General features: G+C 66.8%; 24 protein-coding genes and 1 pseudogene. 13 read left to right on the forward strand and 12 right to left on the reverse strand.

Features of this window, described 5'->3' with window-relative positions:
- The first annotated feature begins 105 nt into the window (after positions 1-105).
- A complete protein-coding gene (locus tag AB0M59_RS09160) occupies positions 106-1,173 on the forward strand; it encodes an alpha/beta fold hydrolase (protein WP_364611152.1) in 1,068 nt (355 codons plus the stop codon).
- Here the strand turns inward: AB0M59_RS09160 and AB0M59_RS09165 are convergent.
- The 3 genes and pseudogenes from AB0M59_RS09165 to AB0M59_RS09175 form a co-directional block, all read right to left on the reverse strand.
- Positions 1,162-2,031: an N-acetylmuramoyl-L-alanine amidase gene (locus AB0M59_RS09165; protein WP_364611155.1), complete on the reverse strand. Its 870-nt coding sequence runs from the start codon at positions 2,029-2,031 to the stop codon at positions 1,162-1,164. The two genes, AB0M59_RS09160 and AB0M59_RS09165, sit on opposite strands and share 12 nt — an antisense overlap.
- Before the next feature lie 4 nt (positions 2,032-2,035).
- Complete coding sequence (locus AB0M59_RS09170) at positions 2,036-2,254, reverse strand: hypothetical protein (protein WP_364611157.1); 219 nt, start codon at positions 2,252-2,254, stop codon at positions 2,036-2,038.
- A gap of 738 nt (positions 2,255-2,992) precedes the next feature.
- Positions 2,993-3,244: pseudogene (locus AB0M59_RS09175) on the reverse strand (transposase); the annotation flags it as partial.
- Positions 3,245-3,299: 55 nt separating this feature from the next.
- Here AB0M59_RS09175 and AB0M59_RS09180 point away from each other — a divergent pair.
- Positions 3,300-3,851, forward strand: a complete 552-nt coding sequence (locus AB0M59_RS09180) for a hypothetical protein (RefSeq protein WP_364611160.1) — start codon at positions 3,300-3,302, stop codon at positions 3,849-3,851.
- A 91-nt stretch (positions 3,852-3,942) separates the two neighbouring features.
- Here the strand turns inward: AB0M59_RS09180 and AB0M59_RS09185 are convergent, their stop codons facing one another.
- The 4 genes from AB0M59_RS09185 to AB0M59_RS09200 form a co-directional block, all read right to left on the reverse strand.
- Entirely contained in the window at positions 3,943-5,064 is a 1,122-nt protein-coding gene (locus tag AB0M59_RS09185; protein ID WP_364611163.1) for an AAA family ATPase, read from the reverse strand.
- A 338-nt stretch (positions 5,065-5,402) separates the two neighbouring features.
- Positions 5,403-5,651 (reverse strand): AAA family ATPase, encoded by a 249-nt coding sequence (locus AB0M59_RS09190; protein WP_364611471.1) that lies wholly within the window; start codon positions 5,649-5,651, stop codon positions 5,403-5,405.
- A 120-nt stretch (positions 5,652-5,771) separates the two neighbouring features.
- Positions 5,772-6,242, reverse strand: coding sequence for an NUDIX domain-containing protein (locus tag AB0M59_RS09195; RefSeq protein WP_364611165.1), 471 nt, complete (start codon positions 6,240-6,242; stop codon positions 5,772-5,774).
- An 8-nt stretch (positions 6,243-6,250) separates the two neighbouring features.
- Positions 6,251-6,994: a DUF5919 domain-containing protein gene (locus AB0M59_RS09200; protein ID WP_364611168.1), complete on the reverse strand. Its 744-nt coding sequence runs from the start codon at positions 6,992-6,994 to the stop codon at positions 6,251-6,253.
- A gap of 236 nt (positions 6,995-7,230) precedes the next feature.
- On the opposite strand from AB0M59_RS09200, the gene AB0M59_RS09205 reads away from it, so the two are divergent.
- The 9 genes from AB0M59_RS09205 to AB0M59_RS09245 all read left to right on the forward strand — a co-directional run bounded on the left by AB0M59_RS09205 (position 7,231) and on the right by AB0M59_RS09245 (position 13,987).
- Positions 7,231-7,467, forward strand: coding sequence for a hypothetical protein (locus AB0M59_RS09205; protein WP_364611171.1), 237 nt, complete (start codon positions 7,231-7,233; stop codon positions 7,465-7,467).
- 9 nt (positions 7,468-7,476) lie between these two features.
- A complete protein-coding gene (locus AB0M59_RS09210; protein ID WP_364611174.1) occupies positions 7,477-7,923 on the forward strand; it encodes a hypothetical protein in 447 nt (148 codons plus the stop codon).
- A gap of 246 nt (positions 7,924-8,169) precedes the next feature.
- On the forward strand, positions 8,170-8,436 hold the full coding sequence (locus tag AB0M59_RS09215; RefSeq protein ID WP_364611177.1) for a hypothetical protein: 267 nt from the start codon (positions 8,170-8,172) through the stop codon (positions 8,434-8,436).
- Positions 8,423-8,668 (forward strand): AMED_5909 family protein, encoded by a 246-nt coding sequence (locus tag AB0M59_RS09220; protein WP_364611180.1) that lies wholly within the window; start codon positions 8,423-8,425, stop codon positions 8,666-8,668. The genes AB0M59_RS09215 and AB0M59_RS09220 overlap by 14 nt, the downstream gene beginning before the upstream one ends.
- A 334-nt stretch (positions 8,669-9,002) precedes the next feature.
- Positions 9,003-10,556 (forward strand): FtsK/SpoIIIE domain-containing protein, encoded by a 1,554-nt coding sequence (locus tag AB0M59_RS09225; RefSeq protein ID WP_364611183.1) that lies wholly within the window; start codon positions 9,003-9,005, stop codon positions 10,554-10,556.
- Positions 10,553-10,939, forward strand: a complete 387-nt coding sequence (locus AB0M59_RS09230) for a hypothetical protein (RefSeq protein WP_364611186.1) — start codon at positions 10,553-10,555, stop codon at positions 10,937-10,939. The genes AB0M59_RS09225 and AB0M59_RS09230 overlap by 4 nt, the downstream gene beginning before the upstream one ends.
- Positions 10,939-12,534: a replication initiator gene (locus AB0M59_RS09235; RefSeq protein ID WP_364611189.1), complete on the forward strand. Its 1,596-nt coding sequence runs from the start codon at positions 10,939-10,941 to the stop codon at positions 12,532-12,534. The genes AB0M59_RS09230 and AB0M59_RS09235 overlap by 1 nt, the downstream gene beginning before the upstream one ends.
- A gap of 14 nt (positions 12,535-12,548) precedes the next feature.
- Positions 12,549-12,737 (forward strand): helix-turn-helix domain-containing protein, encoded by a 189-nt coding sequence (locus tag AB0M59_RS09240; protein ID WP_354813170.1) that lies wholly within the window; start codon positions 12,549-12,551, stop codon positions 12,735-12,737.
- Positions 12,737-13,987: a site-specific integrase gene (locus AB0M59_RS09245; RefSeq protein WP_364611193.1), complete on the forward strand. Its 1,251-nt coding sequence runs from the start codon at positions 12,737-12,739 to the stop codon at positions 13,985-13,987. The genes AB0M59_RS09240 and AB0M59_RS09245 overlap by 1 nt, the downstream gene beginning before the upstream one ends.
- A gap of 92 nt (positions 13,988-14,079) precedes the next feature.
- On the opposite strand, the gene AB0M59_RS09250 is transcribed toward AB0M59_RS09245, so the two are convergent.
- From AB0M59_RS09250 to AB0M59_RS09260, 3 genes are all read right to left on the reverse strand, one after another.
- Positions 14,080-15,282: an acyl-CoA dehydrogenase family protein gene (locus tag AB0M59_RS09250; protein ID WP_364611196.1), complete on the reverse strand. Its 1,203-nt coding sequence runs from the start codon at positions 15,280-15,282 to the stop codon at positions 14,080-14,082.
- Positions 15,283-15,302: 20 nt separating this feature from the next.
- Entirely contained in the window at positions 15,303-16,598 is a 1,296-nt protein-coding gene (locus AB0M59_RS09255; protein ID WP_364611474.1) for an acyl-CoA dehydrogenase family protein, read from the reverse strand.
- Positions 16,599-16,694: 96 nt separating this feature from the next.
- Complete coding sequence (locus AB0M59_RS09260; RefSeq protein WP_364611198.1) at positions 16,695-17,492, reverse strand: SDR family NAD(P)-dependent oxidoreductase; 798 nt, start codon at positions 17,490-17,492, stop codon at positions 16,695-16,697.
- A 101-nt stretch (positions 17,493-17,593) separates the two neighbouring features.
- On the opposite strand from AB0M59_RS09260, the gene AB0M59_RS09265 reads away from it, so the two are divergent.
- Positions 17,594-18,418 (forward strand): helix-turn-helix transcriptional regulator, encoded by an 825-nt coding sequence (locus tag AB0M59_RS09265; RefSeq protein ID WP_364611201.1) that lies wholly within the window; start codon positions 17,594-17,596, stop codon positions 18,416-18,418.
- Here AB0M59_RS09265 and AB0M59_RS09270 read toward each other — a convergent pair.
- Positions 18,413-19,618: a low temperature requirement protein A gene (locus AB0M59_RS09270; protein WP_364611204.1), complete on the reverse strand. Its 1,206-nt coding sequence runs from the start codon at positions 19,616-19,618 to the stop codon at positions 18,413-18,415. The genes AB0M59_RS09265 and AB0M59_RS09270 overlap by 6 nt on opposite strands.
- Before the next feature lie 118 nt (positions 19,619-19,736).
- Here AB0M59_RS09270 and AB0M59_RS09275 point away from each other — a divergent pair, with 118 nt between their 5' ends.
- The gene (locus tag AB0M59_RS09275) at positions 19,737-20,633 is read left to right on the forward strand and encodes a hypothetical protein (RefSeq protein ID WP_364611207.1); all 897 of its coding nucleotides are present in this window, start codon (positions 19,737-19,739) and stop codon (positions 20,631-20,633) included.
- Positions 20,634-20,640: 7 nt separating this feature from the next.
- Here AB0M59_RS09275 and AB0M59_RS09280 read toward each other — a convergent pair whose 3' ends face one another.
- On the reverse strand, positions 20,641-21,819 hold the full coding sequence (locus AB0M59_RS09280) for a TetR/AcrR family transcriptional regulator (RefSeq protein ID WP_364611210.1): 1,179 nt from the start codon (positions 21,817-21,819) through the stop codon (positions 20,641-20,643).
- Positions 21,820-21,850: the final 31 nt, after the last annotated feature.

Raw genomic sequence — 21,850 nt, forward strand, 5'->3', positions numbered from 1 at the left:
ACGGCCCAGCGACTGTCCGATTTGGACGTGACCGGTGTTGAGTCCACCGGCCTGACCGGGCAAGATTGACCGGAAGTGCCCGGGGGACGTCGCAGGAGGCTCAAGATGGTTTCACCGCCCGCACGGCTGGCCGCCGCGGCGTCGAACGTGGTTGGCAAGGTGCTGCACGGCGGTGTCGCCGACCTGCGCCCGATGCCGCGGGTGCTGATCGACCAGGGCCCCAACCGCTCGGTGTACCGGATGACGCACAGCAGCCGCCCGGTGTCCGGGCCGCCGATCCTGCTGGTGCCGCCGCTGGCCGCGCCGGCGATCTGCTTCGACCTGCGCCGCGGCTGCAGCCTCCTCGAGCACCTGGTCGAGGGCGGGCGCAACGCCTACCTCGTCGACTACGGCATGGTCGCCTTCTCCGACCGCCGCCTGGGCATCGAGCACTGGATCGACGAGGTCCTGCCACGCGCGATCCGCAAGGTCAGTGCGGACGCGGGCGGGCAGCCGGTGCACCTGGTTTCGTGGTCGCTGGGCGGGATCTTCTCGCTGTTGGTGAACGCGGACCAGCCCGACCTCCCGATCGCGTCGATCACGGCGATCGGCTCGCCGGTGGACTTCACGGCGATCCCGATCGTGGCGCCGTTCCGCCCGCTGGTGGACCTGACGAACGGTCACCTCCTGACGCCGATCTACCGGGCGTTCGGCGGCGCACCGTCCTATTTGGTCAGCCGCGTGTTCCGCGCGACGGGCATCAGCAAGGAGATCACGAAGCCGCTCGCGATCCTTTCGCACCTCGACGACCGCGACTACCTCGCGCAGATCGAGGCGGTAGACCACTTCATGAGCAACATGTACGCCTACCCGGGCCGCACGTTCGGCCAGCTGTACCACCGGTTGTTCCGCACGAACGACCTGGCGGAGGGCAAGGTGGACCTCAACGGTCGCATCATTTCGCTGTCGTCGGTGCGGGTCCCGACGCTGGTGGTGGCGGGCGAGAACGACACGATCGCGCCGCGGCCCTCGGTGGAGCGGGTGGTGGAGTTGCTGGACAAGGCCCCGGAGGTCCGTTTCAAGACGGCGCCGGGCGGCCACCTCGGCGTCCTGACCGGCCGCAAGGCGCGCGGCACGACGTGGCGCTACCTGGACGAGTTCCTCGACGACCAGGCTTCGGACTCAGCCGACTAGGTCGATCTCGAACGGCTCGGCCGCGCTGTAGCGGACGTCCGCCCACACCGCGCCGGGCAGTTCGTAGCGCCGGTGCGACGTCAGCTTCGGGTCGTGGCCCGAGATCTGCGCGGGGTTGTGGCCGACACCGGCGTGGTCCGAACCCCACGCGTAGATGTTCGACACCCACATCGGCCGCGCGAAGCCGTCGCCGCCCAGCCTGGGCCGGATCACGATCGCGCCGCCGGAGCTGCCGGCGAGGAAGACGCGGACGACGTGCTCGCCGGCGTCCGGCGGAGTGACGGTGACGCGCTCCAGGATTTCGACTCCCGTTTGCGGGGCGGTGGCGGCGGGGTTGGCGGCGCGCTCGCGCAGCCAGGCGGTGTCGATGCCGACCGGATCGATCTTGCGGCCGGCGGGAACGCAGACGTCCTTGTGCCCGGCATAACGTTCGACGCCACGGTTCATGTAGCGCAGCAACGCGGCGACGAGCTTCGGGTAGGCGTCCAGCTGCGCGGGCGTCCAGCCACCGGTGCCCGCGGACTCCGCTTCGATGCCGAGGAACTCGTCATTGACGTCGAGGAATCCGAGCCAGCGCGACGCTCCGGCGTGGTAGGCACACCCGGCGGCGACGACGTAGACGGTGCCGCTGCGGCCGAGCCCGAGGTTGCACAACGGCCCGGCGAGATCGGGGCGGCCGCGGGTGACGATGTCGAGCGAGGGGTAGTCCCCGGGCGCGGAGTCGGCGGTGGCGGTGTGGTGGCCGACCACCCCTTCGACGACGCGCATGCCGCCGTGGCCGCGGGTCTGCCACCCGGGCACCTCGACAACGGGGTAGCCGGTGCTGCGGGCGGCATCGACGAGCCAGGGAACGTACACGGGGTCAGCCCTCCAGCGCGTCGTAGGCGCCGGCGTCGGCCTCGGTGTCGGGCGCGTCGTGAGCGGCGATCCGGGCGGCGAGGGCTTCCCGGGCTTCGTCGAGGGTCTTCGGTTGCTGCCGGGTTTTGTCCCAGCCTTCCGCGGCCCACTCTTCGGGAGTCTTGATGGGGGTCGGGCCGCCGGGCTCGTGCACGACGGCGTGGGTCTCGATGGGTTCGGTCACGATCGGCCTCCGTGGGCGAGGATACCGGAGGCCGATCGTGACCGTTTTACTTCAGTTCGGCAGAGGACTTCCCGAGAACACGCCGAGCCACGATGAGCTGCTGAATCTGCTGCGTCCCCTCGAAGATGTCGAGAATTTCTCAGCTGGATTTCGTGGACCTCGCTCATTTCGCCGTAAATGGCCTCTGAGCTGCGCTGATGCGTCTCGCTAGTTCTCGTCGTCTGTCGCTGCTCCCTGGCCTCTGACGGCCTGGAGACGGCCTGGCGCTCGGCCACACCTGCCCCTGCATCCCGATACGAAGCCCGCACGCGGCCGGTGGTGCCGGGTCAAGACACGCTTCACCGTCTTGACGCGGTGCTACCGGCCGTTGTCACGATCAGGCGTCGGGATGGAAGTCCCTCACGACGGTGTGTAACGGAGATCGAGTCACGAACGCCCCGATTGTCACAAGCGCGCTCGTAGCTCGTCGTGGAGGCGGGGGATGGCTCAGGGGAACCTTGTGCCGCCGCCGCGCGGCGCTGCGCCAGGTGACCCGCTGGCGGCCGCGCCGCCCGGCCGGCGGGCGAAGCGGAGCGGCAGCCCGCCGTGTCGGAAGCGGACGCGGCCGCCAAGGCGAGGGGCTACGTAGGCGACAGGCGCGCCGCCAGCGGCGGCGCGCCCTTGATCCCATAGAGCTAAATTCGGCAGTGTTAAGAGCGTGTCTAATGTGGTGAGTTTGTGGAGCCTTTTGTAGCAGGTGAGGGCCGCGCCGAGGAGAAGGAATGCGAGGAAGTGTCCGGCTTTGCGTTCGTAGCGCAGGGTGAGACGGCGGTAGCCGGTGAGCCAAGCCATGGTGCGTTCGATGACCCAGTGGTGTCTGCCGAGTTTCTGGCTTGATTCGATGCCTTTGCGGGCGATGCGGACCGCAATGCCGCGGTCGCGGACCCATCGTCGCAGGTCGGGCTGGTCGTAGGCCTTGTCGGCGTGCAGCTTGGCGGGCTTGCGACGCCGAGCACGCAGGCCCACGGAGCGCTTTTCGAATCAATTCGACGCTGTACAATACCCCATGGCCGATCCCGATATCGTATCTCGCATAGTTTCCGCAGCAGCCGCCCTTACCTCCTTGAGCAGCCTGATCATCGCCATCCTATCTTATCGAAGGAGCGGACTCAGAGTTAGGGTAAAGACAGTGGTCCTCAAAGGTTTTTCCGCGAAAGAGACGCTGTGTGAGAGACCGTTGGAAATAACCGTTGGCCTCCAAGTCGCAAACAAGGGCTCCATCGAAGCTTCATTGAAAGGCGTACATTTCACGATTACCAATCTGCGCATAGGGTACGGGACCGACTTGGTGGGCTACGGCGAGATATACTTCCCTTTGGGAGAGCGCACAGTGCCACCACACAGCCTTAGTTCGCGAGAGTTCGACATCGAAGTGCCCCCAGGACTCCAGCGCGATCTTGCCTTGCTCGACTCGAGGGTCGATCTTACCAATGGCCGCAGTTGCAAGTCGCGGGCCAGCGTTCCGATCAATCGCGGCAGAAAATTCTCGTGGATGAGCTTGTTCGACGAGAAACACGAAAGTCTCAAAGTCGAGATCACCCGAGGCAAGGCACATTGACGACGGCACACGATCTTGCCGTGACAGGCACAGTCACCCTGAGGCCGAGACGACGCGCCGACCCAGAAGTGACCTCGGCGACAGCGGACCCTCAAAACGAGTATCTTTCAACCGGGACTGATTGAAGCAGCAACATTACTTGCTCGTCCAGCCATCGCACCAGGTCTATAAGGTGCTTGCCTGCGGACTCGCCAGCGATCACTTTTTCACTCAAGAGTTTCTTGTGGTCGTCCAGCTTGGATTTCGCGATGCCATATATGATCTCACCTGATGCTGGACGCATGAGGTCATTTTTTGGCACCACCTTCAAGATTCTGTCCGTTTCGAGATATCTCTCTATTCCAACGAATGACTCATTTAGGGCAGGGTTAGTAAGCTCGACTGGCGTCTTCATCGCATCAGAATACGGGTGGACTTTGACAAATTTCTGGTATCCCGCCACGTCGGTCACCTCCCAGTCCCTTAGTGCAAGGATCGGCGCCGAGTACGGCCTCGCGCAGAGTGCAGACTTATTGAACTTTAGGTATTGCTTCAACGCGTCTCCGGCTGACCCTTCACCTAAATAGTCATTGGGCGAGATAATCTTCCATCGCGGCCTGAGGTCAGCTTCTTTGGATGCGGCGGCAAGGTAAACGTGATCGTATTTTCCTTCGACGATTACAATTGGAACGTCGGGATACTCCAGTAATGGATGTCTGTACGTTGTGATGGCGAGGCGTGCAGATTTTTCTAAGATCTCACGAGAAGGAGCTCTCTCGATCTGCGTTCCGTTTCTGTCCTGGAATGCGAGCCATGCCGAGTCAGAGACTCGTACGAATTCGTCTTGATGGGTGGTAACAAAAACCTGTCTGCGACTCTCCTTCGCATAAGCGTCCAGGTCTGCGGCGAACTTTGCGCGGAGGCCTGAGTGTAAGAACGACTCAGGCTCCTCCATTGCCCAAATGCTGGCTTGAACCCAGCCGAATGCTCGTTGTCGTGAAACGCGGTCGATAAGATTAAGGAAGTGTAGTAATATGAATGACTGTGTGCCCGATCCTTCTAGGTCGGGACTGCGGCCAATGCCATTGGAGACGGACTTGATGGCGACTTCGAACGCAAGTTCGCCGAAATCTTCGGGAAGTGCGGAGTCAATGGTCAAGTCTCGTATGGCCTGGCTGACGCTGTCCGAAACCTCGGAGAACATTTGCGTGCCAGTTCTGGCTAAGGCCGCCATGATGGTGCCGAAGTTGAGGTGTCGGTATTCTTGGGTGGCCTGAAGTCGGCGAATAAGTTCCGAGCGAAGAGGTTGCGCAAACGTACGGATTAGGTCCGCTGGCTGAGTGTGGTTCGGGATGTACCTGAATTGTATTGATCGAATGAAAAGTAGAAGGTTTCCGACTTGTGAGCCGGTCGCCAATTCGAGACTGTCTAGCGATGAGCTGAATCGGTACTCGTCGATGATGCGGCCTTGAGGATCCAGGGACCATGAACGATTTATCGCTAGCGTATCACTGATGGTATTAGAGCTTAAGAAGTCCCGCTGCCGAGGTACTTTTATGTCGCCGGAGAGATTTAGCTCAATGCCGACAGAAATAACTTTTTCTTTCGCCTCGGCGCGTAGTCGGAGAAGTCGCGCTCCATGCTAAGGTTTAGAGAAGAGGGGTCTATTGAGTCATTGAAGAAAAGGTTTAATGCTCGCAGAACGTTCGATTTACCGGAGCTGTTGAGTCCGACGATCGAGTTATAGTCCCTTACGAGGTCTACATTTAGACTTCGCAATGAGCGAAAATTTTCGATGGAAATCCGCTTAATGATATCCATTCCGCCCGCTCGCAAGTCTCGTTAGGCGCCTGCTGTGCGGCGCTATGGTGATGACCACTCTGGCTATTTGATCGAGATGTCGGCAGAGGGCGATCGGATGTTACCGGGCACGGGTAACGATTATGTAAAGAATGGTTTGGGCTGTGGCTTCAAGGCGTGTTGAAGTCGAAGTCGAATCGACGGATGTATGTGCAGACTGTCGAGGTTGCCTGCAGACACCCAAAGAACCTCGCTACTTTCGTTGCTGGGACGTACGCGCCCACCGCGCAGATCGGCGCGGAAGCAGATGGAAAACTCTTGCCGTACTTCGCCATCTGCGTACGCTATGACATGTTGGGGGTCTGAATACAGGCCGATCACCTCAGTGACGACGCACTCGATGCCGGTCTCTTCGTGGACCTCCCGAACCGCCGCCTCGGCCAGAGTTTCGCCGAGCTCAAGTTGGCCGCCCGGAATGGCGTACAGCTCGTTGTCCGTGCGCCGGATCATCAGGATTCGACCCTCGTCGTCCTGGATGAACGCTGAGACCGCTACCGCGATGCTGTTGGCCTTGGGTGCGTTCGGGTCGTTGTAGTAGTCGACTCGGGTCATGCTGCCTCCTAGAAGGTGGCCGGCTTGGCGAGGTTCCAGACTGACTCGAAGCTCTCCGAGTACGTCTCGAAAAGGTCCCCGGCGGACAGTCTTCGCAGGTGGAGGGACGGGGCGTGGGCTCCCTGGAACCCGTACACGTGCGTGTTGATGATCATCTCGTCGTCGAAGCGGAAAATCGAGTTGTAGAGCGTTGTGTTGTGGAAGCGCATCTCGACCCCGTCGACGCCGATCAGCGGCCGGTAGGACGCCAGGGCGTTGCGGATGCGAGCCGCGAGCGTCCCGTCGCCCAGCTGTTCTTCCTCGCCGCGCATGGCGACGCTGTCCCCCTCGGGGTCTCCGAACGCGAGCCGGATCTTCGCGCCTGCTGCTGCCTTGGCTGTCAGGTCCTTGATGAAACGGGGGCGTTCCACCAGGAACAACGCCGCGTGTACCAGGATCTCGACGGTTTCCGACGCCTCCTTGATCAGCCGGTCCCACAGTTCGACGGGGACGGCGTTTCGGTGCGGGAAGACCTGCACCAGTTCGGCAGCGGCGGTCTCGGCCTTGCGCTCCGGAGCGACCGAGTCCGGCCATAGGTAGGTCTCCGACTCGCGCGCCATAGCGGCGATCTTGTGCCGATGCTTCGGGTAGGGCGTCCGGTTCTTGGTGATCCAGCGCTCGACAGTCTTCTGATCGACGCCGACGGCCTTGGCGACCTGCTCCAACGTCAGGCCGTTGCGCAGTAGCGCGTCACGCAGACGTTCGTTCGGCATCGGCACCCCTCGGGACGTGTAGGGACGTCTTCGACGGTACCAGGGACGTCCCGAGATCTCCTGCCACGTGGTGATCACGTCCCGCGTTTTGGCGGAGATTGGGTGTCAGGTTGCCGGGGCAGGCCCGGTGCCAGGACACCGAGGAGGAACGCGTGACCACTGAAACGACTGTCCGGCTGGCTGGCCCGGACATGCGGGCGGTACCTCGCCGACGTGCGGCGTAAGCGCGGCGTGGCATGCGCGACACGGTTCAGATCCACGTCACGGCTGATCTGCCGATTCGTGTCCGGGCGCTGACGTACGCAAACCGCGCGGAAGTCCGGTTCGGCAAGGCGTTCCCAGTGGTCCTGCTCGTGGACTCCGACGCCATCGCCGTACTGCGGAGGGAACTGGACGAGGTGAGCGCGGCACTGGACGCCGCAGCGGCACGAGGCGGAGAACCGCCCGAAGAAACCAACCAACAGACGACATAGGGATTCAGCATGGCTATCGACAAGGGACACCGGTTCGGCATCGACTTCGACGACGCGTTTCCGCAGGGCTTGGTGATGGTGGGCGAGGTGTCGCCGGACAACGAGTACCAGTCGCGTGAGGACCGGGCCGCCAATCGCCCGGTGCGGCAGCGGGTTGACGAGATCACGGGTAAGCGGCAGTGGAAGGTCATGGTCACCGACCCGGCCGAGACACGGGCGAAGCGGGCCTCGTTCGAGATCACCCTTCTTGCCGATGTCCAGCCGGTGCCGACCACCTCGGAGGCGCTGCCCGGGATGCGGCCGATCGAGCTGGACGGCCTCACGGCGGAACCGCGCGTGGCTGGGCAGGGTGAGTTCAAGTACCAGTCCTACGTGTTCCGCGCGACCGGCTTCAAGCAGGCCGCGAGCAAGCCGTCTCGGTCCGGTGGGTCCGGTGAGACGGCGAAGGCGGCGTGACAGGGATGGGCTTCCGCGAGCGGGTCGAGGCGTGGGAGCAGGCGTATCGGGACTACATGGCGGCGTGGGAGCACGGCCGTGCTGTGTTGTCGCCGGTGAGTGCGACGAACACGGCGAATGCTGCTCGGCGGGTGTCGCGGGCGTGGCACGAGCTGGCGCAGGCGCGCGGGTTGCCGTGGTGGTGCGTGGCGGCGCTGGAGTCGGCGGCCGAGGGGTTCGCCGACCTGGCCCGGGAATGGGAACGACATGACGGCAATGTGGGACGGGCTGGGGCTGCGCTGGACGGTGGGCGCGGGTACCGAGGTGACGGTGGAGGAGACCGGGACGGGCGCGTCGCATCCGCCGGTTCTGGTGCTGGCTGGTGGGCTGTGCGTGGTGACGCTGGTGCCGCCGGAGGACCAGACCGCGTGGAGGGGATGTGCGGTGTTCCTTCGCCGGCTCCGCGACCACGCCGAGGACCTGGCGGCACTGCTGGAAGCCCGCGCGGAGAGGCGTGAGGATGCGCAGGACTGAGCCGAAGACGCTACGGGATGCCCACGAGGTCGTGATGGACCGCCGGCCACCGAGCGATGCGAACCCGTCGGTGTGGCTGGCGTTCCGCCTCGGCAATGCGCGGCTGTACAAGGCTGTCGCGGACGTCGACCGGGGGCATCACCACGAGGCGCTGTACTGGGCGGGATACGAGGAGCGGAAGGCGGGTGAGATCTCGGCGGAACTTCAGGCGGAAGGGACGCCCGCTGATTAGTCGCATGTAGACGACCGAAAAGTCAACAGTATCAGCGAAAAACGCACGCTATGACGTGCGGCGATGAAACACGCCCTGTTGCGGGTGCGTGTGATCCGTAAGGCGCAGAAGCGGTGCCTGGCTACCAACCTTGCCGCTCCTGCGCTGTCCACAACCAGCGGAAGTGAACAATGACAACGCTAAACGACGACAACCGGCGAGCGTCAACGGGGGTCACCCGAACGCGCTGCGCCTCCTGCAAACGATTCGCCAAACTCCTGCCCGGCGAAACCAAGTGCGCGCCCTGTCTGGGAATGCTGCCGCTGGACCTCGACGTGAAGCGGGGTGGTCGGTGATGTCCCCCGGCTTCGCGGTAGTGGCCCTTGCCGTGCTCGGGCTCGGCGTGTGGATGCTGCACAAGATCGGCCGCGCCCTGGCGACCGTGGTCGAAGGCTTGGCTGCTGCGGCCGTCGTGTTCGTCGCGCTCTGGTGGCTGTGCAAGGCCGTGGTGTGGATGCTCGCGCAGGTCGTGACCCGGTGGCGGACCAGCCTCGCCGTCGTCGCGATTTGCGGCTGGCACGAGCTGTTCGGATGGCTCTCCCAGGCGATCACCCTGGGCAGCGTCGCGGTGGTCCTGGCGACGTGGTGGATGATCGACGCCGTCTCGTTTGACCAGTGGTGCGGACGGTTCCTGCGCTCCTGGTGGGCCCGGTGGGCGGTCTACGGGCGGAAGCTGCCGGAGTGGCTGCACGCCTGCGGCCTGTCGGTGCGGGACGAGGCACTGCCGGTGGTGGTGAACGTGAACCTCGTCGGCCGTCGACGCGCGCTGTCCCGCTCGACGTCGAACCGGCCGAACGCGCGGTTGCCCAAGGTGCTCAGCGTCCGCTCCGGCGCGTCGTGGGATGAGGTGCGAGTGGAGCTGGTGCCGGGGCAGAAGCCGGAGGACTTCGACGACGCAGCTCGTGCCTTGGCCGTTGCGCGGAAGGTCGCTCGTTGCCAGGTCCGCGAGCTGGCCCCCAACGTCGTCTCGATCGACTTCCAACGCCGTGACCTGCTCAGCGGCGGAGTGGCCGGCCCCCAGGTCCCGGACGGCGTCGACTCGACCGGCGTGGACCTGCGCAGCGTCTGGGCCGGGCGGACCGAGTACGGCCGTGACTGGCGGGTCCCATTGCTCGGCTCCGGCGCGCACTGCCTGACTGCCGGTGCCTCGGGTGCGGGCAAGAACAGCGTCATGTGGTGCCCGCTCGTGGCCGCTGCTCCGGCGATCCGGGCCGGGGTGGTGCGCATGTCCGGCATCGACCCCAAGGGCATGGAACTGGCCTACGGGCGCGGGATCTTCTCCCGCTACGCGGTCGGCGGCAAGGACTCGGTGGAACTGCTCGACGGCCTGGTGGAGGAGATGGAATCGCGCAAGCGCGCGTTCGCCGGTCGGCTGCGGACCATCCCGGTGTCGACGGAGTATCCGCTGGAGCTACTGGAGTTCGACGAGATCGGCGCGCTCACGAAGTACACCGACCGCAAGACCCGTGAGGCCATTGTGGAGCGCGTCGCGCTGCTGACGACGCAGGGGCGTGCGCTGGGGATCTCGGTCCGTGGCTACGTCCAGGAGCCCACTAAGGACACCGTCCCGGTCCGGGAGCTGTTCACGCGGCGGGTGTGCCTGCGCGTGACGTCCAAGACGCACGTCGGGATGGTCCTCGGTGACGGCGCGTACGAGCGTGGTGCCTGGGCGAACCGCATTGGCGATTCGGAGGCCGGTGTGGGCTACGTGTGGGGCGAGGGCGTCCGCGAACCGTTGCGCATCCGGGCCGGGTGGGTCTCCGACGGCACCGTGAAGGCGCTGGAGGCGTACGTGACCAATGGGGGTGTCGCGGATTTGCGACACGGCGGTGAGGGGGTGGCGGCGTGAACCGGCTGATGATCTTCCTCGACGCCATCCGCGACCACCTCGACTCCCACCAGCTACCGCCGGCCGCCTCGGTCGACGTCAACGCTTGGTCCAGCCCGATCACCGTCCAGCTCGACGTCGACGGCCTACCGGAGGTCGCGCGGGCACTGCTTGTCTGGACGCAGACGCTCGAGGACGTCTCGGCGCGGCGGTGGCGACTGTGCGACGGCAAGTGGGTGCACATCTCGGTCGCTGGCCGGACTCCGTGCGGCATCCCGGTCCAGGTCTACGGCGTGGTCCGGTTCGAGCCGAGCACCTTCCCCGACCTCCCGGCCGGAGCGAAACAGGACATGCCCGTGTACGTGCTGCGTGGCTGGTCTTCGCCCGAGGGGGTGGCGGCTTGATGAGCGAGACACGCGCCGAACGGATGCGAACCCCGCTCGCGGCCGACGTCATCCGGGCGACGGCGGAGAAGCACGGGGTCTGCGTCCGGCCCTTCACGATGGAAGTAGGGGACACCACCACCGGCGAACTCCGCTACGTCCCGGTGCCGTGCGGGTCGACCGTCGAGTCGGTGTGCCTGCCGTGTGCGCGGAAGGCGAAGGCGCTGCGGCAGGCCCAGTGCCGTGAAGGCTGGCACCTGACCGAGGAACCCATCCTCGCCGCCGAGCCGCCCTCGGAGGACCAGAAAGAGCTGTTGACCTACCGGGCGGACCTGGTGGCCGCCTACCGGGAGGTGGCCGAGCACGACCAGGCGGAGGCTGAGGAGCTGCGGGAGGAGGTCGCCGGGGTCGATGCGGAACTTCGGCAACTCGGGATGCGGGGCCGGCTGCCCGCCCTCGACATCCCGACCAAGCGAGCTGTGAAGCGGTCGACCAAGCGGCGGCAGGATGCTCCGAACCTGCCTCGCCGGAGGGTCGCGAAGACGACGGTCGGCAGGGAGTTTGCGGGGAAGTTCCGCCCGTCGATGTTCGTGACCCTGACCTGCGACACCTACGGCCCGGTCCGTGGCGACGGCTCCCCGGTCGACCCCAGTCGATACGACTACCGGCGGGCCGCCCGGGACGCGGTGCACTTCTCCGCGCTGGTGGACCGGTGGTGGCAGAACCTGCGCCGGGTCGTCGGCTGGGACGCTCAGTACTTCGCCACCGTCGAGCCCCAGAAGCGGACGGCTCCGCACCTGCACGCTGCGATCCGCGGGGCGATCCCGCACGACCTCATCCGCCAGGTCACCGAAGCCACTTACCACCAGGTCTGGTGGCCGTCCCATGACGAAATCGTCTATGCCGACCGGCGCCCGGTTTGGGACGGTCCCGAACGGGGGTTCGTCGACCCGGAGACGCGTCAGCCGCTGACTCGGTGGGACGACGCAGTGGAGGCGGTCGAGCGTCCGGCGCACGTCGTCACGTTCGGGCGTCAGGTGCACTCGAAGGGCATCCTCGGCGGCACCGAAGAGGCCGGCCGCCACATCGGCTACCTGACCAAGTACCTCACCAAGTCCACCGGCGAAGTGGTCGAGGCAGTCAGCGCGGCCCAGGCCGATCACCACGACCGGCTACACGCCGAGTTGTCGGTCACGCCGTGTTCGCCGCGCTGCGCGGTCTGGCTGCTCTACGGCGTCCAGCCCAAGGGCGTCACGGGCAAGACCACCCCGGGGCACTGCAAGGGCCGAGCGCATCGCCGGACCACGCTCGGGCTGCCCGGCCGCCGAGTCCTCGTGTCGCGGAAGTGGTCGGGCAAGACGCTCGTCGACCACAAGGCCGACCGGCGGGCCTTTGTGCTCCAGGCGCTCGCGGCGGTCGGGATCGAGAAGCTGGAGGCCGACCGGTCACAGCAGGTCTGGCGCAAGGTCGAGCCCGGCGACCCGCAGGTCCCACCCCGGCCGCACCTGGTCATGCGGGCGATCGCGGAACGGATCACGTGGAAGGCCGAGTACGACCGGGCGCTATTGACGGCGGAGAGACCTCCAGAAACTTCGGCAACTGGACTCGCTGCTTGATCAAAGGGGGAGCAATGAACAACGTCAGCAACATCGATCGGCTCTGGACCGTCGAGGACGTCTCCGAGTACCTCGGCGTCCCGGTGAAGACGCTCTACCAGTGGAAATGGCGCGGCGAGGGGCCGCCGGTCAAGAAGATCGGCCGGCACCTGCGCTATGACCCGGCCAAACTGCGCGCCTGGGTCGACGCGGAGGCGGCCTAATGGGACACATCCAAGACCGCTGGTATCGCCCCGCGCGGGATGCGGTGACCGGGAAGGTCATCCTCAACGCGCGGGGCAAGCCCGTCATGGAACGGTCCGAGCTGTACGGCATCGGGCTGCGGTACAAGGTCCGGTACCTCGACCCGGACAACAACGAACGCTCGAAGTCGTTCGCGGACAAGCAGAAGAAGCGCGCTGAGGACTTCCTCATCGGCGTCGAATCCGACAAGCGCGAAGACAAGTACATCGATCCGCGGGCCTCGATGACGACGTTCCGCCAGCAGGCGGAGAGCTGGGTGAAGAGCCAGTCTCCGGACCCGGGCACGCGGTCGACCATCCTCAGTCGGCTCGAAAGCCAGATCTACCCGGTCTTCGAGACCAAGAAGGTTGGGCAGATCAAGCCGTCGACCATTCGTGACTGGGTCGGCTCGATGGAAGAGCGGAAGCTCTCGGACAACTATCAAGCGGTCTTGTTCAACACCGTCTCTGGCGTGATGGATTCGGCCGTAGACGACCGCCGGATCCGTGAGAATCCGTGCCACGCGAAGACTGTGCGGCGGCCGGTCGCGAGTAGCCCGCCGATCGTCGTATGGCCGGAGGAGCGTGTTCAGGCTGTGCGGTCGGGCCTGGTGGAGCGGTTCAAGATCGCGGTTCCGCTCGGTGCCGGCTTCGGTCTGAGGCAGGGCGAAATTCTGGGCTTCTCGCCGGACGACGTCGACCGGACGGCGATGACCGTGCGGATTCGTCGACAGATCAAGACGGTCAGGGGCGTGATGATGTTCGCGCTCCCCAAGCGGGGCAAGGAGCGAACCATCCCGCTGTCGGCCGCCATGCTGGCCGAGATCGACGACCACGAGGATCGGTTCCCGTCCGTGGCCGTCACGCTGCCCTGGCAGAGCGCTGACGGTGAGCCGGTCACAGCGCGGCTGCTGATGACCGGTGAAAGTGGCCGACTGTACTCCGGGGACCTGTTCACGAAGGTCGTCTGGCATGGAGCGTTCCGGGCGGCCGGGATCAAGTACCGAGGTCGCGCGGACGGGATGCACGCGCTCCGTCACTTCTACGCGTCGACGCTCCTGGCCCGTGCGGTGTCGATTACGGAGCTGGCCGACTACCTCGGGCACGCGGACCCGGGCTTCACGCTCCGGACGTACACGCACCTGGTCCCGTCGAGCCACCAGCGGGCGCGTGAGGCCGTCGATGCGGTGTTCGGACGGCCTGCCCTCGATGACGGCCTGGAGGCGGCCTGATCATGAAAGCCTCTCCCCACCGAAGCGAAAGCCGCCCGGTCGCAGAGCCCCGAGAAGGGCAAGCGACCGGGCGGCTTTCCGTTACGTCACAACTACTTCAGCTCAGCCGACGTCTTCCCGAGAATCCGGCGGGCGACGATCAGCTGCTGAATCTGCTGCGTCCCTTCGAAGATGTCGAGGATTTTGGCGTCCCGGGCCCACTTTTCGAGCAAAGACTCCTCGCCGTAGGCCCCGGTCAGCTCGACGCACTTCAGCGCGATCTCCACCACCGAGCGCCCCGCCTTGGCCTTCGCCATCGAGGCCTGCAGGGAGTTCGGCTTGCGGTTGTCCGCCATCCACGCCGATTCCAGAGTCAGCAGGTACGCCGACTCGTAGTCCGCCTCCAGCTTGAGGAACTCCGCGGCCGCCGCGTGCTGCGAATTCGCCGGACGGTCGTAGTCGATCTCGACGCCCGCCTCTTCGAGGATCCGCCGCGTCTCTTCCAGTGCCGCCCGCGCGACGCCGATCGCCATCGCCGCCACCAACGGCCGCGTGTTGTCGAACGTCTGCATGACGCCCGCGAAACCCTTGGCCGTGTCGATTTCGGGCGTGCCCAGCAGGTTCTCCGGCGGAACGCGGCAGTTCTCGAAACGCAGCACGGCCGTGTCCGAAGCGCGGATGCCGAGCTTGTGCTCGACGCGCACCACCTCGAAGCCCGGCGTGCCCTTCTCGACCACGAACGACTTGATCGCCGCGCGGCCCTTGGACTTGTCCAGCGTCGCCCACACGACCACCGCGTCCGCGCGCTCGCCCGACGTCACGAAGATCTTCTCGCCGTTGAGGACGTAGTGGTCGCCGTCCAGGCGCGCGGTCGCCGTGATGGCCGCCGAGTCCGAACCGCACGACGGCTCGGTGATCGCCATCGCCGCCCACATGCCGGAGAAGCGCTCGAGCTGCTCGTCCGTCGCGACCGAGCCGATCGCCGCGTTGCCGAGGCCCTGGCGCGGCATCGACAGCAGCAGGCCGACGTCACCCCAGCACATCTCGATCGTGCCGAGGACGACGTTCAGATTGGCGCCGTTGCGGTTGCCCTTTTCCTTCTCGTCCTTGGACCGGCGGACGCCCGCCGCGCCCGCGCCGCCCTCGCCGGAGGAGTTGAGACCGTCCAGCAGCGCCGCGAACATGTCCAGCTCGCTCGGGTACGTGTGCTCCGCGCGGTCGTACTTGCGCGAAATCGGCCGGAACACCTCGGCCGCGGCCTGGTACGCCTGGTTGATGAGCGCGCCGGCCTTCTTGGGAGCTTCCAAGTTAATCATCGTTAACGCCTTTCCGAAGCCTAGAGAAGGACAGCGCCTTCCATGACGCCGATGGCCCGCAGGTCCCGGTACCAGCGCTCGACGGGGTGCTCCTTGACGAAGCCGTGCCCGCCGAGCAGCTGCACACCCGCGCTGCCGATCTGCATGCCCTTGTCCACGGCGAGCTTCCGCGCCAGCGCGACCTCTCGCGCGTAGGACTTGCCCTGCTCGGCCCGCGCCGCCGCACGCAGCGTCACCAGCCGCAGGCCCTCCAGCTCGATCGCGATGTCGGCGACGGAGAACGCCACCGCCTGCCGGTGGCTGATGGGCTCGCCGAACGCCGTCCGCTCGTTGACGTAGGGCACGACGTAGTCGAGGACGGCCTTCGCGGTGCCGGCGGCCAGCGCCGCCCAGCCCAGCCGCGACAGCCGGACGAGGTCGGTGAAGACGTCGAGCTTGCCGCCGCCGAGCAACGCGCCCGCGGGCAGGTTTACGCGCTCCAGATGCAGCTTGCCGGTCGCGGCGCCACGCAGGCCCATCGCCGGCTCGGACTCGATGGTCACGCCGGCGGTCGACGACTCGACGAGGAACAGCGCCGGCCCGCGGCCTTCGAGGTCGGCCGACACGATGAACAGCTCGGCCTGCGCCGCGCGCGGGACCAGCGACTTCACGCCGTCGAGCTGGTAGCCCTTCGGCGTGCGACGCGCCTTCGTCGCGGGCTTGAACGGGTCGTAGAGCGCTTTCTGCTCCTGGAGCGCCAGCGCTGCGGCGGGCACGTTCTCGCCGACGAACGCGGGCAGGTAGTCCGCCTGCTGCTGCTCGTCACCCCAGCTGACCAGCGCGGTGCTCACCGCGGACGGCGCGAGCACGGCGACGGCCAGTCCGAGGTCGCCGTGCGCAAGCGCTTGCGCGACGAGCGCGTTGGTGACGACCGAGCGTTCGGTGCCGACGCCGCCGAGCTCCTCGGGGATGCCGACCAAGCTGATGCCCAACTCGGCGGCCCGGGTCAGCAGGCCTTCGGGCGCTTCGAGCTTGGCGTCGGCATCCGCGGCGGCCGGGCGCAGTTGCTCGGCGGCGAACTCCGTCACGGTCTCGACGATGAGCTGCTGGTCCTCGCTCGGCGTGAGGTCGAACAACCCGGTGTCGGCGGACGGCGCGAGCCGGGCGGGCTTGCCCAGCTTCTGCACCGACTTGAACGACCGGGTCGCCGCGCCGGCGGCGCGAAAGCCGGTGCGCGTTCCCGCCGTGACCAGGCCTTCGATGGGCTTGCGCAGCCCCGCCCGATCGACGACCTTGCTCCCGGCCAGCCGGGTCAGCGCGGACAGGCCCCAGCCCATCGCGTCCCGTTTCCTTGGCGCAGCCATTGTGGCCCTCCATCCGTTACCTACTCGTGAGTAGGTTAACGCGGGAGACGGCGCGGCGCCAGTGTGGGCTCACTTACGAGTGAGCCGGGCCGAAATCTCCCACAGCTCGCGGGCGTCGGTGTGGTTCTGTCGCCGTTCAAGCTTCGGCCGCTCGCCCGACCGGCCGCCCGGGCCGACGTAGGCATTGCCCGGGACGTCCTCCGTAGCGGCGAACAGGATGGGTAGCGCGCCGTACTCCGCCTTCTTCTGCGCGATGACCGGGTAGAGCGCCTTCAACACCATGGCCTGCACGCCGCCGTAGTTCCGGTCGATCCCGGTCCGTGCGACGCCGGGGTGGGCGGCGACCGCGCGGACGCTGCTCCCGGACTCGGTCAGCTGCCGCTGCAACTCCTGCGTGAACAGCAGGTTCGCCAGTTTCGACTGGTTGTAGGCGCCTAGCGGCGAGTAGCGGCGGCGCTCCCAGTTCAGGTCGCCGAGCTGGATCTTCCCCCGCCGAGCCAGGTTGGACGAGACGGTAACGACCCGTCCTGTCAGCTGTGGCAGCAGCAGGTTCGTCAGCAGGAACGGCCCGAAGTGGTTGACAGCCATGTGCGTCTCGAAGCCGTCGGACGTCTTCCCGTACGGCACGGCCATGACGCCGGCGTTGTTGACCAGGACGTCGATGTCGCCGGTCCAGCCGGCGGCGAACTCGCGCACCGAGGCCAGGTCGGCGAGGTCGAGGCGCCGGACCTCGGTGTCGCCCGGCGGCGGCGTGACGCGGGCGGGGTCACGCACGGCGAGGACCACCCGGTGGCCCCGGGCGGCGAGTTCGCGAGCGGTGATGGCGCCGAGGCCGCCGCTGGCCCCGGTGATGAGGTAAGTGGTCATGGCCTCAGCGTCACCGCGCTCGGGGACACGCGGCAGAGCGCGCCGATCGGGGGATCGGCGATCCCTGGGTGTGCGGGTCTCCAGCACCGATAATCGACGGCGTGGACCGTCCCGAACTCGCCGACTTCCTGCGCCGCCGCCGTGAAGCCCTGCGCCCGGACGACGTCGGGCTGCCGCCCGGGCAGCGCCGCCGCACGTCCGGGCTGCGGCGCGAGGAGGTCGCGACGCTGTCGGGGATGTCCACCGACTACTACACGCGGCTGGAGCAGCAGCGCGGACCGCGGCCGTCGGAGCAGATGCTGGCCGCGATCGCCCGCGGCCTGAGGCTGACGCTGGACGAGCGCGACCACCTGTTCCGGCTGGCCGGGCACACGGCGCCGTCGCGTGTGTCGCGCGCGGACCACGTCAGCCCGGCGCTGATGCGGGTGCTGGACCGGCTGCACGACACACCCGCGCAGGTGATGTCGAACCTCGGCGAGACGCTCGTGCAGAACCGGCCGGCCCAGGCGCTGCTCGGCGACGAGACCGGCCACGCCGGGCCGGCGCGCAGCGCCGCGTACCGGTGGTTCACCGACCCGGCGGAGCAGGCGATCTACCCGCCGGCGGACCGCGCGCGGCACGCCCGGTTCCTGGTGGCGAGCCTGCGCGCGTCTTCGGGCAGCGACCCCCGGGCCGCGGAGCTGGCGCGGCTCTTGATGGCGAAGAGCGCGGAGTTCGCGAAGCTGTGGGAGGCGCACGAGGTCTCGGTGCCGTTCGAGCGGCGCAAGACGATCGTGCACCCGGGCCTCGGCGAGATCGCTCTCGACTGCCAGTTGCTCTTCACCGACGACCTCGCGCAGCTGCTGCTGGTGTTCACCGCCACGCCCGGCACGGAGGACGCGGAGAAGCTGCAGCTGCTCTCGGTCGTCGGCCCGGAGCTGTTATGAGTGTTCGGTGTGCACCTGCCGCCGCCACTCGGCGAACCGGAGGCGTTCGAAGCCGATGAGTCCGAGCACGAGCCCGGCCACGACCAGGAGAAGCACGGCAGCGGGCACGTGCTCCAGCAACGGCGTCGCCGCGACCAGCAGGATCCCGGCGACCAGCCGCTGGACGTTCCAGCTGCCGAGATTGCGCTTGCGCAGGGCGCTGAGCGCGATCAGGTAGAGCGCGAGCCCGCCGGTGAGCGTCCAGAGCGGCACGCCGTGCAGCGCTTCGGACGGCGTGTGGTGCTCGGTGTCGGCGATGTAGAGGAAGGACTTCTTCAGGCCGAGGGCGACGAGCACGATCCCGGCGATCAGCGGCAGGTGCAGGAAGGTGTAGGAGTCGGTGGCGAGCTTCGTGCGTTCCGTGCCGGTGGCCCGGGTAAGCCGGTGCTCGGAGACGCGCGCGACGACGTCGAAGTAGGTCCACCACATCCCGGCGGCCAGCGCCAGCCCGCACACGGCGGCCCCGGCGACCAGCCACGACATCGGCAGCGCCCCGATCCCGATGCCGATCGCGACGATCGACTCCCCGAGCGCGATGATCACGATCAGCCCGAACCGCTCGGCGAAGTGCGCGGGCGAGTTCAGCCGCCACCCATCGGGCCCGGCGAGGTAGACGTTGAGGTAGTCGGCCAGCAGCGCGACGACCCACAGGCCCAGCTGCCACGGCCCGCTCAGCGTGGTGCTGATCGACAGCAGCACCACGGACGGCAACAGGCCGACGAACATCCGCAGCAGGACGTGCTTGAGCCCGGGATCATGTTTCGCGGCGCCGAGATAAGCAACGAGGTGCAGCAGCCGCACGAGCGCGTAGCAGACGACGAACAGCACGGGCGCGAACAAACCGCCTGGATGGTCGACGAAGGCCTCGGGGATGGTGAGCGAAACGAGGAACATGACGGCCATGGCCCCGAACATCGCCAGCCGCGCAATCCCGTGGTCGACGTGGATGGTGGTCCCGAGCCAGGCATAGGAGCACCAGCACCACCACAGGACGGCGAGCATGGCCAGCCCCTGCCCGACCCCGGTGGGGCTCAGGTGGTCGGCCATCAGCTGGGTGGTCTGGGTGATGGCGTAGACGAAGACCAGGTCGAAGAAGAGCTCGATGGTGGAGACGCGGTGGTCCTCATCCGCGCCAACCAGGTGCAGTCGTCTCGTGGGCACGCCGAATTATGGACGAAACAAGGACAAGGAGGTCCCGTTTCGCCGTAACGCCCTGCGCGAACATGGCCGAGCGTGCATACGTCTGGGACACTGAGTGCAGGACGTGGGGAGGTGGGTCGTGCATTCCTATGCGGCCGCGCACCACAAGACGATCATGGCCGTCGACATCGCCGGCTACAACAACCCGAGCCGAACCATGGCGCACCTGCGCGAGGTGCACGAAGGTCTCTGGTCGGTGCTCAAAGGAAGCTTCGCCGAGACTGGCATCCCGTGGGACGTCTGCTTCGTGGAGAACACCGGCGACGGCGCGATGATCCTGCTGCCGCCGGAGATCGCGAAGGCGGATCTGGTCGCGCAGCTGCCCGAGCGCCTGCACGCCGAACTTCGCCGCTACAACGCGGTGCACTCCGAGGCGGCGCGGATCCAGTTGCGCGTGGCACTGAGTGCCGGAGAAGTCCAGCAGGCCAGCCACGGTTCGGTCAGCAAGGCCGTCAGCTTCACGTTCCGCGTCCTCGACGCCCCGGCGGCGAAAGCCGCGCAGAAGGCCACCGAAGCGGACCTCGCGCTGTTGGCATCCGACACGTTCTACAACGATGTGGTGGCCCAGGACCCGGCCGCGGCTCCAGACGACTACGCGCGGATCCCGGTGTCGGTCAAGGAAACCAGCACGGTCGCGTGGTTGCGGCTGATGGGCGTCTCAAGGATCCGCCCTCCTACGCCCAGTGAACAGGTGCCTGACTTCACCGCTCTCGTCGAAGCGCTCATGGACGTCCCGTGGGTCCGCAACAGCGACAGCCGTCGGCTGCTGCTGGAAATGTTCCCCCGCCGTGAGATCGCGTCCCAGGTCTCGTACTACCCGCAGGATCGGTTACACGTGATTGCGCTGGCGAAAACCTGCCTCCGATTCGCAGGTGGCCTCCGGTGCCTGCTCGACGTCGTCCTGACAATGGATCCCCACTCCCCGGAAGTCACGCGGCTGACCGAGTTGGTCGGGCGGTGGCCGGAGGAACGCTGATCCCGAGTCAGTCGACGCCCAGGACCGTGCGCAGCAACGTTGTCAGTTCAGCTTCGAAGTTCGGCCGAGTCGCCAGGCGTCGGGTGCGGGCCAGGTCGTTCGCGATCGTCAGGGCCGCATGGATCGTGATCTTCGCTTCGCGTGGGGGCAGCTCCGGCCGCACCGTCGAAAGCAGCGCCACCCACTGCGCGACGTAATCCCGTTGCACCCGCAGCAGATCCGCCTTGTCGTGGTCGGGCATCGTCACGCGGTCCGCTGAGAACGAGACCAGCAGTTCCGGCGTGTGCAGAATCGTGTGCACGTACGACGCCGCCAGGCGGCGCAGCGCGGAATGTTCGTCCGACGTCTGTAGGGCCCTCTCCGCCGCCAAGGCCAGTCGGTCCGCTGCTCGGTGGCCGATCGCTACCATCAGGGCCGCCTTGCTCGGGAAGTGGCGGTAGACGCTCGGGCCCGCGATGCCCGCCGCTGCTCCGATGTCCTCCATGCTCACGTCGTGGAAGCCGCGCTGGGCGAACAGCGTCGTTGCCTCCGCCAGGACCTGCTCGCGGCGAGACGGCGTGCCCAGGCTGAGCGCCGAAGGTGGCGGCGGTGAAGACGGCGAGGGCAGTGTGGCATTGAGCACACGGAGGGCCAGTTCGACCAGCAACGCGGCGAACCGGCGGCGCGCCACCGACGTGTGGTGCACCGACACACTGCCGAACACCGACAGCGCTGCCCAGCAGAGCAACTCGGCGTCCTCGCCGGGCAGATCCGGGCGCCGGAGCTGGAGCGCCTTCGACCACGCCGTCAGCGCCAACGTCGACCGGCGGGCGATCTCCCGCTGGTCCTCCTTCGGGAGGTGGCGTCCTTCCCAGCGCCACAGTGCGGCGATCTCGCGGCGTTCGACGGCCTGCGTCGCGAGCCGGCCGAGCAGGGATTCCAGCTGGTCAGGAGGGGAAACCGAGTCTGATAGTGCCGAAGCTGTCGCCGCCTCCAGGTCCTCGAAGCCGCTCAGGACCACGTACGCCAGGATCGCCTGCTTGTCCGCGAAGTGCCGGTACAACGCCGGCCCCGTGACGCCCGCCGCGTCCGCTATGTCCTTGATGCCGACTCCGGGGAAGCCGCGGGCGCGGAACAGCTCCGCCGCCACCGCGGCCAGCTGGGCCTTGCGGTCGCGGGGGCGCGCACTACGGACTGCGTCGGTCATGGTGAGTCGACGATAGCGGCTAACGGCACAC

It is taken from the genome of Amycolatopsis sp. NPDC051371 (genome assembly GCF_040682155.1).
GTDB lineage: Bacteria > Actinomycetota > Actinomycetes > Mycobacteriales > Pseudonocardiaceae > Amycolatopsis.

Excerpts from the sequence above, each read along its gene's own strand:
- AB0M59_RS09160 (WP_364611152.1), top strand. The coding sequence starts at position 106 with ATGGTTTCACCGCCCGCACGGCTGGCCGCCGCGGCGTCGAACGTGGTT.
- AB0M59_RS09180 (WP_364611160.1), top strand. The coding sequence starts at position 3,300 with ATGGCCGATCCCGATATCGTATCTCGCATAGTTTCCGCAGCAGCCGCC.
- AB0M59_RS09185 (WP_364611163.1), bottom strand. The coding sequence starts at position 5,064 with ATGGCGGCCTTAGCCAGAACTGGCACGCAAATGTTCTCCGAGGTTTCG.
- AB0M59_RS09190 (WP_364611471.1), bottom strand. The coding sequence starts at position 5,651 with ATGGATATCATTAAGCGGATTTCCATCGAAAATTTTCGCTCATTGCGA.
- AB0M59_RS09195 (WP_364611165.1), bottom strand. The coding sequence starts at position 6,242 with ATGACCCGAGTCGACTACTACAACGACCCGAACGCACCCAAGGCCAAC.
- AB0M59_RS09200 (WP_364611168.1), bottom strand. The coding sequence starts at position 6,994 with ATGCCGAACGAACGTCTGCGTGACGCGCTACTGCGCAACGGCCTGACG.
- AB0M59_RS09205 (WP_364611171.1), top strand. The coding sequence starts at position 7,231 with ATGCGCGACACGGTTCAGATCCACGTCACGGCTGATCTGCCGATTCGT.
- AB0M59_RS09210 (WP_364611174.1), top strand. The coding sequence starts at position 7,477 with ATGGCTATCGACAAGGGACACCGGTTCGGCATCGACTTCGACGACGCG.
- AB0M59_RS09215 (WP_364611177.1), top strand. The coding sequence starts at position 8,170 with ATGACGGCAATGTGGGACGGGCTGGGGCTGCGCTGGACGGTGGGCGCG.
- AB0M59_RS09220 (WP_364611180.1), top strand. The coding sequence starts at position 8,423 with ATGCGCAGGACTGAGCCGAAGACGCTACGGGATGCCCACGAGGTCGTG.
- AB0M59_RS09225 (WP_364611183.1), top strand. The coding sequence starts at position 9,003 with ATGTCCCCCGGCTTCGCGGTAGTGGCCCTTGCCGTGCTCGGGCTCGGC.
- AB0M59_RS09235 (WP_364611189.1), top strand. The coding sequence starts at position 10,939 with ATGAGCGAGACACGCGCCGAACGGATGCGAACCCCGCTCGCGGCCGAC.
- AB0M59_RS09240 (WP_354813170.1), top strand. The coding sequence starts at position 12,549 with ATGAACAACGTCAGCAACATCGATCGGCTCTGGACCGTCGAGGACGTC.
- AB0M59_RS09245 (WP_364611193.1), top strand. The coding sequence starts at position 12,737 with ATGGGACACATCCAAGACCGCTGGTATCGCCCCGCGCGGGATGCGGTG.
- AB0M59_RS09250 (WP_364611196.1), bottom strand. The coding sequence starts at position 15,282 with ATGATTAACTTGGAAGCTCCCAAGAAGGCCGGCGCGCTCATCAACCAG.
- AB0M59_RS09255 (WP_364611474.1), bottom strand. The coding sequence starts at position 16,598 with ATGGGCTGGGGCCTGTCCGCGCTGACCCGGCTGGCCGGGAGCAAGGTC.
- AB0M59_RS09260 (WP_364611198.1), bottom strand. The coding sequence starts at position 17,492 with ATGACCACTTACCTCATCACCGGGGCCAGCGGCGGCCTCGGCGCCATC.
- AB0M59_RS09280 (WP_364611210.1), bottom strand. The coding sequence starts at position 21,819 with ATGACCGACGCAGTCCGTAGTGCGCGCCCCCGCGACCGCAAGGCCCAG.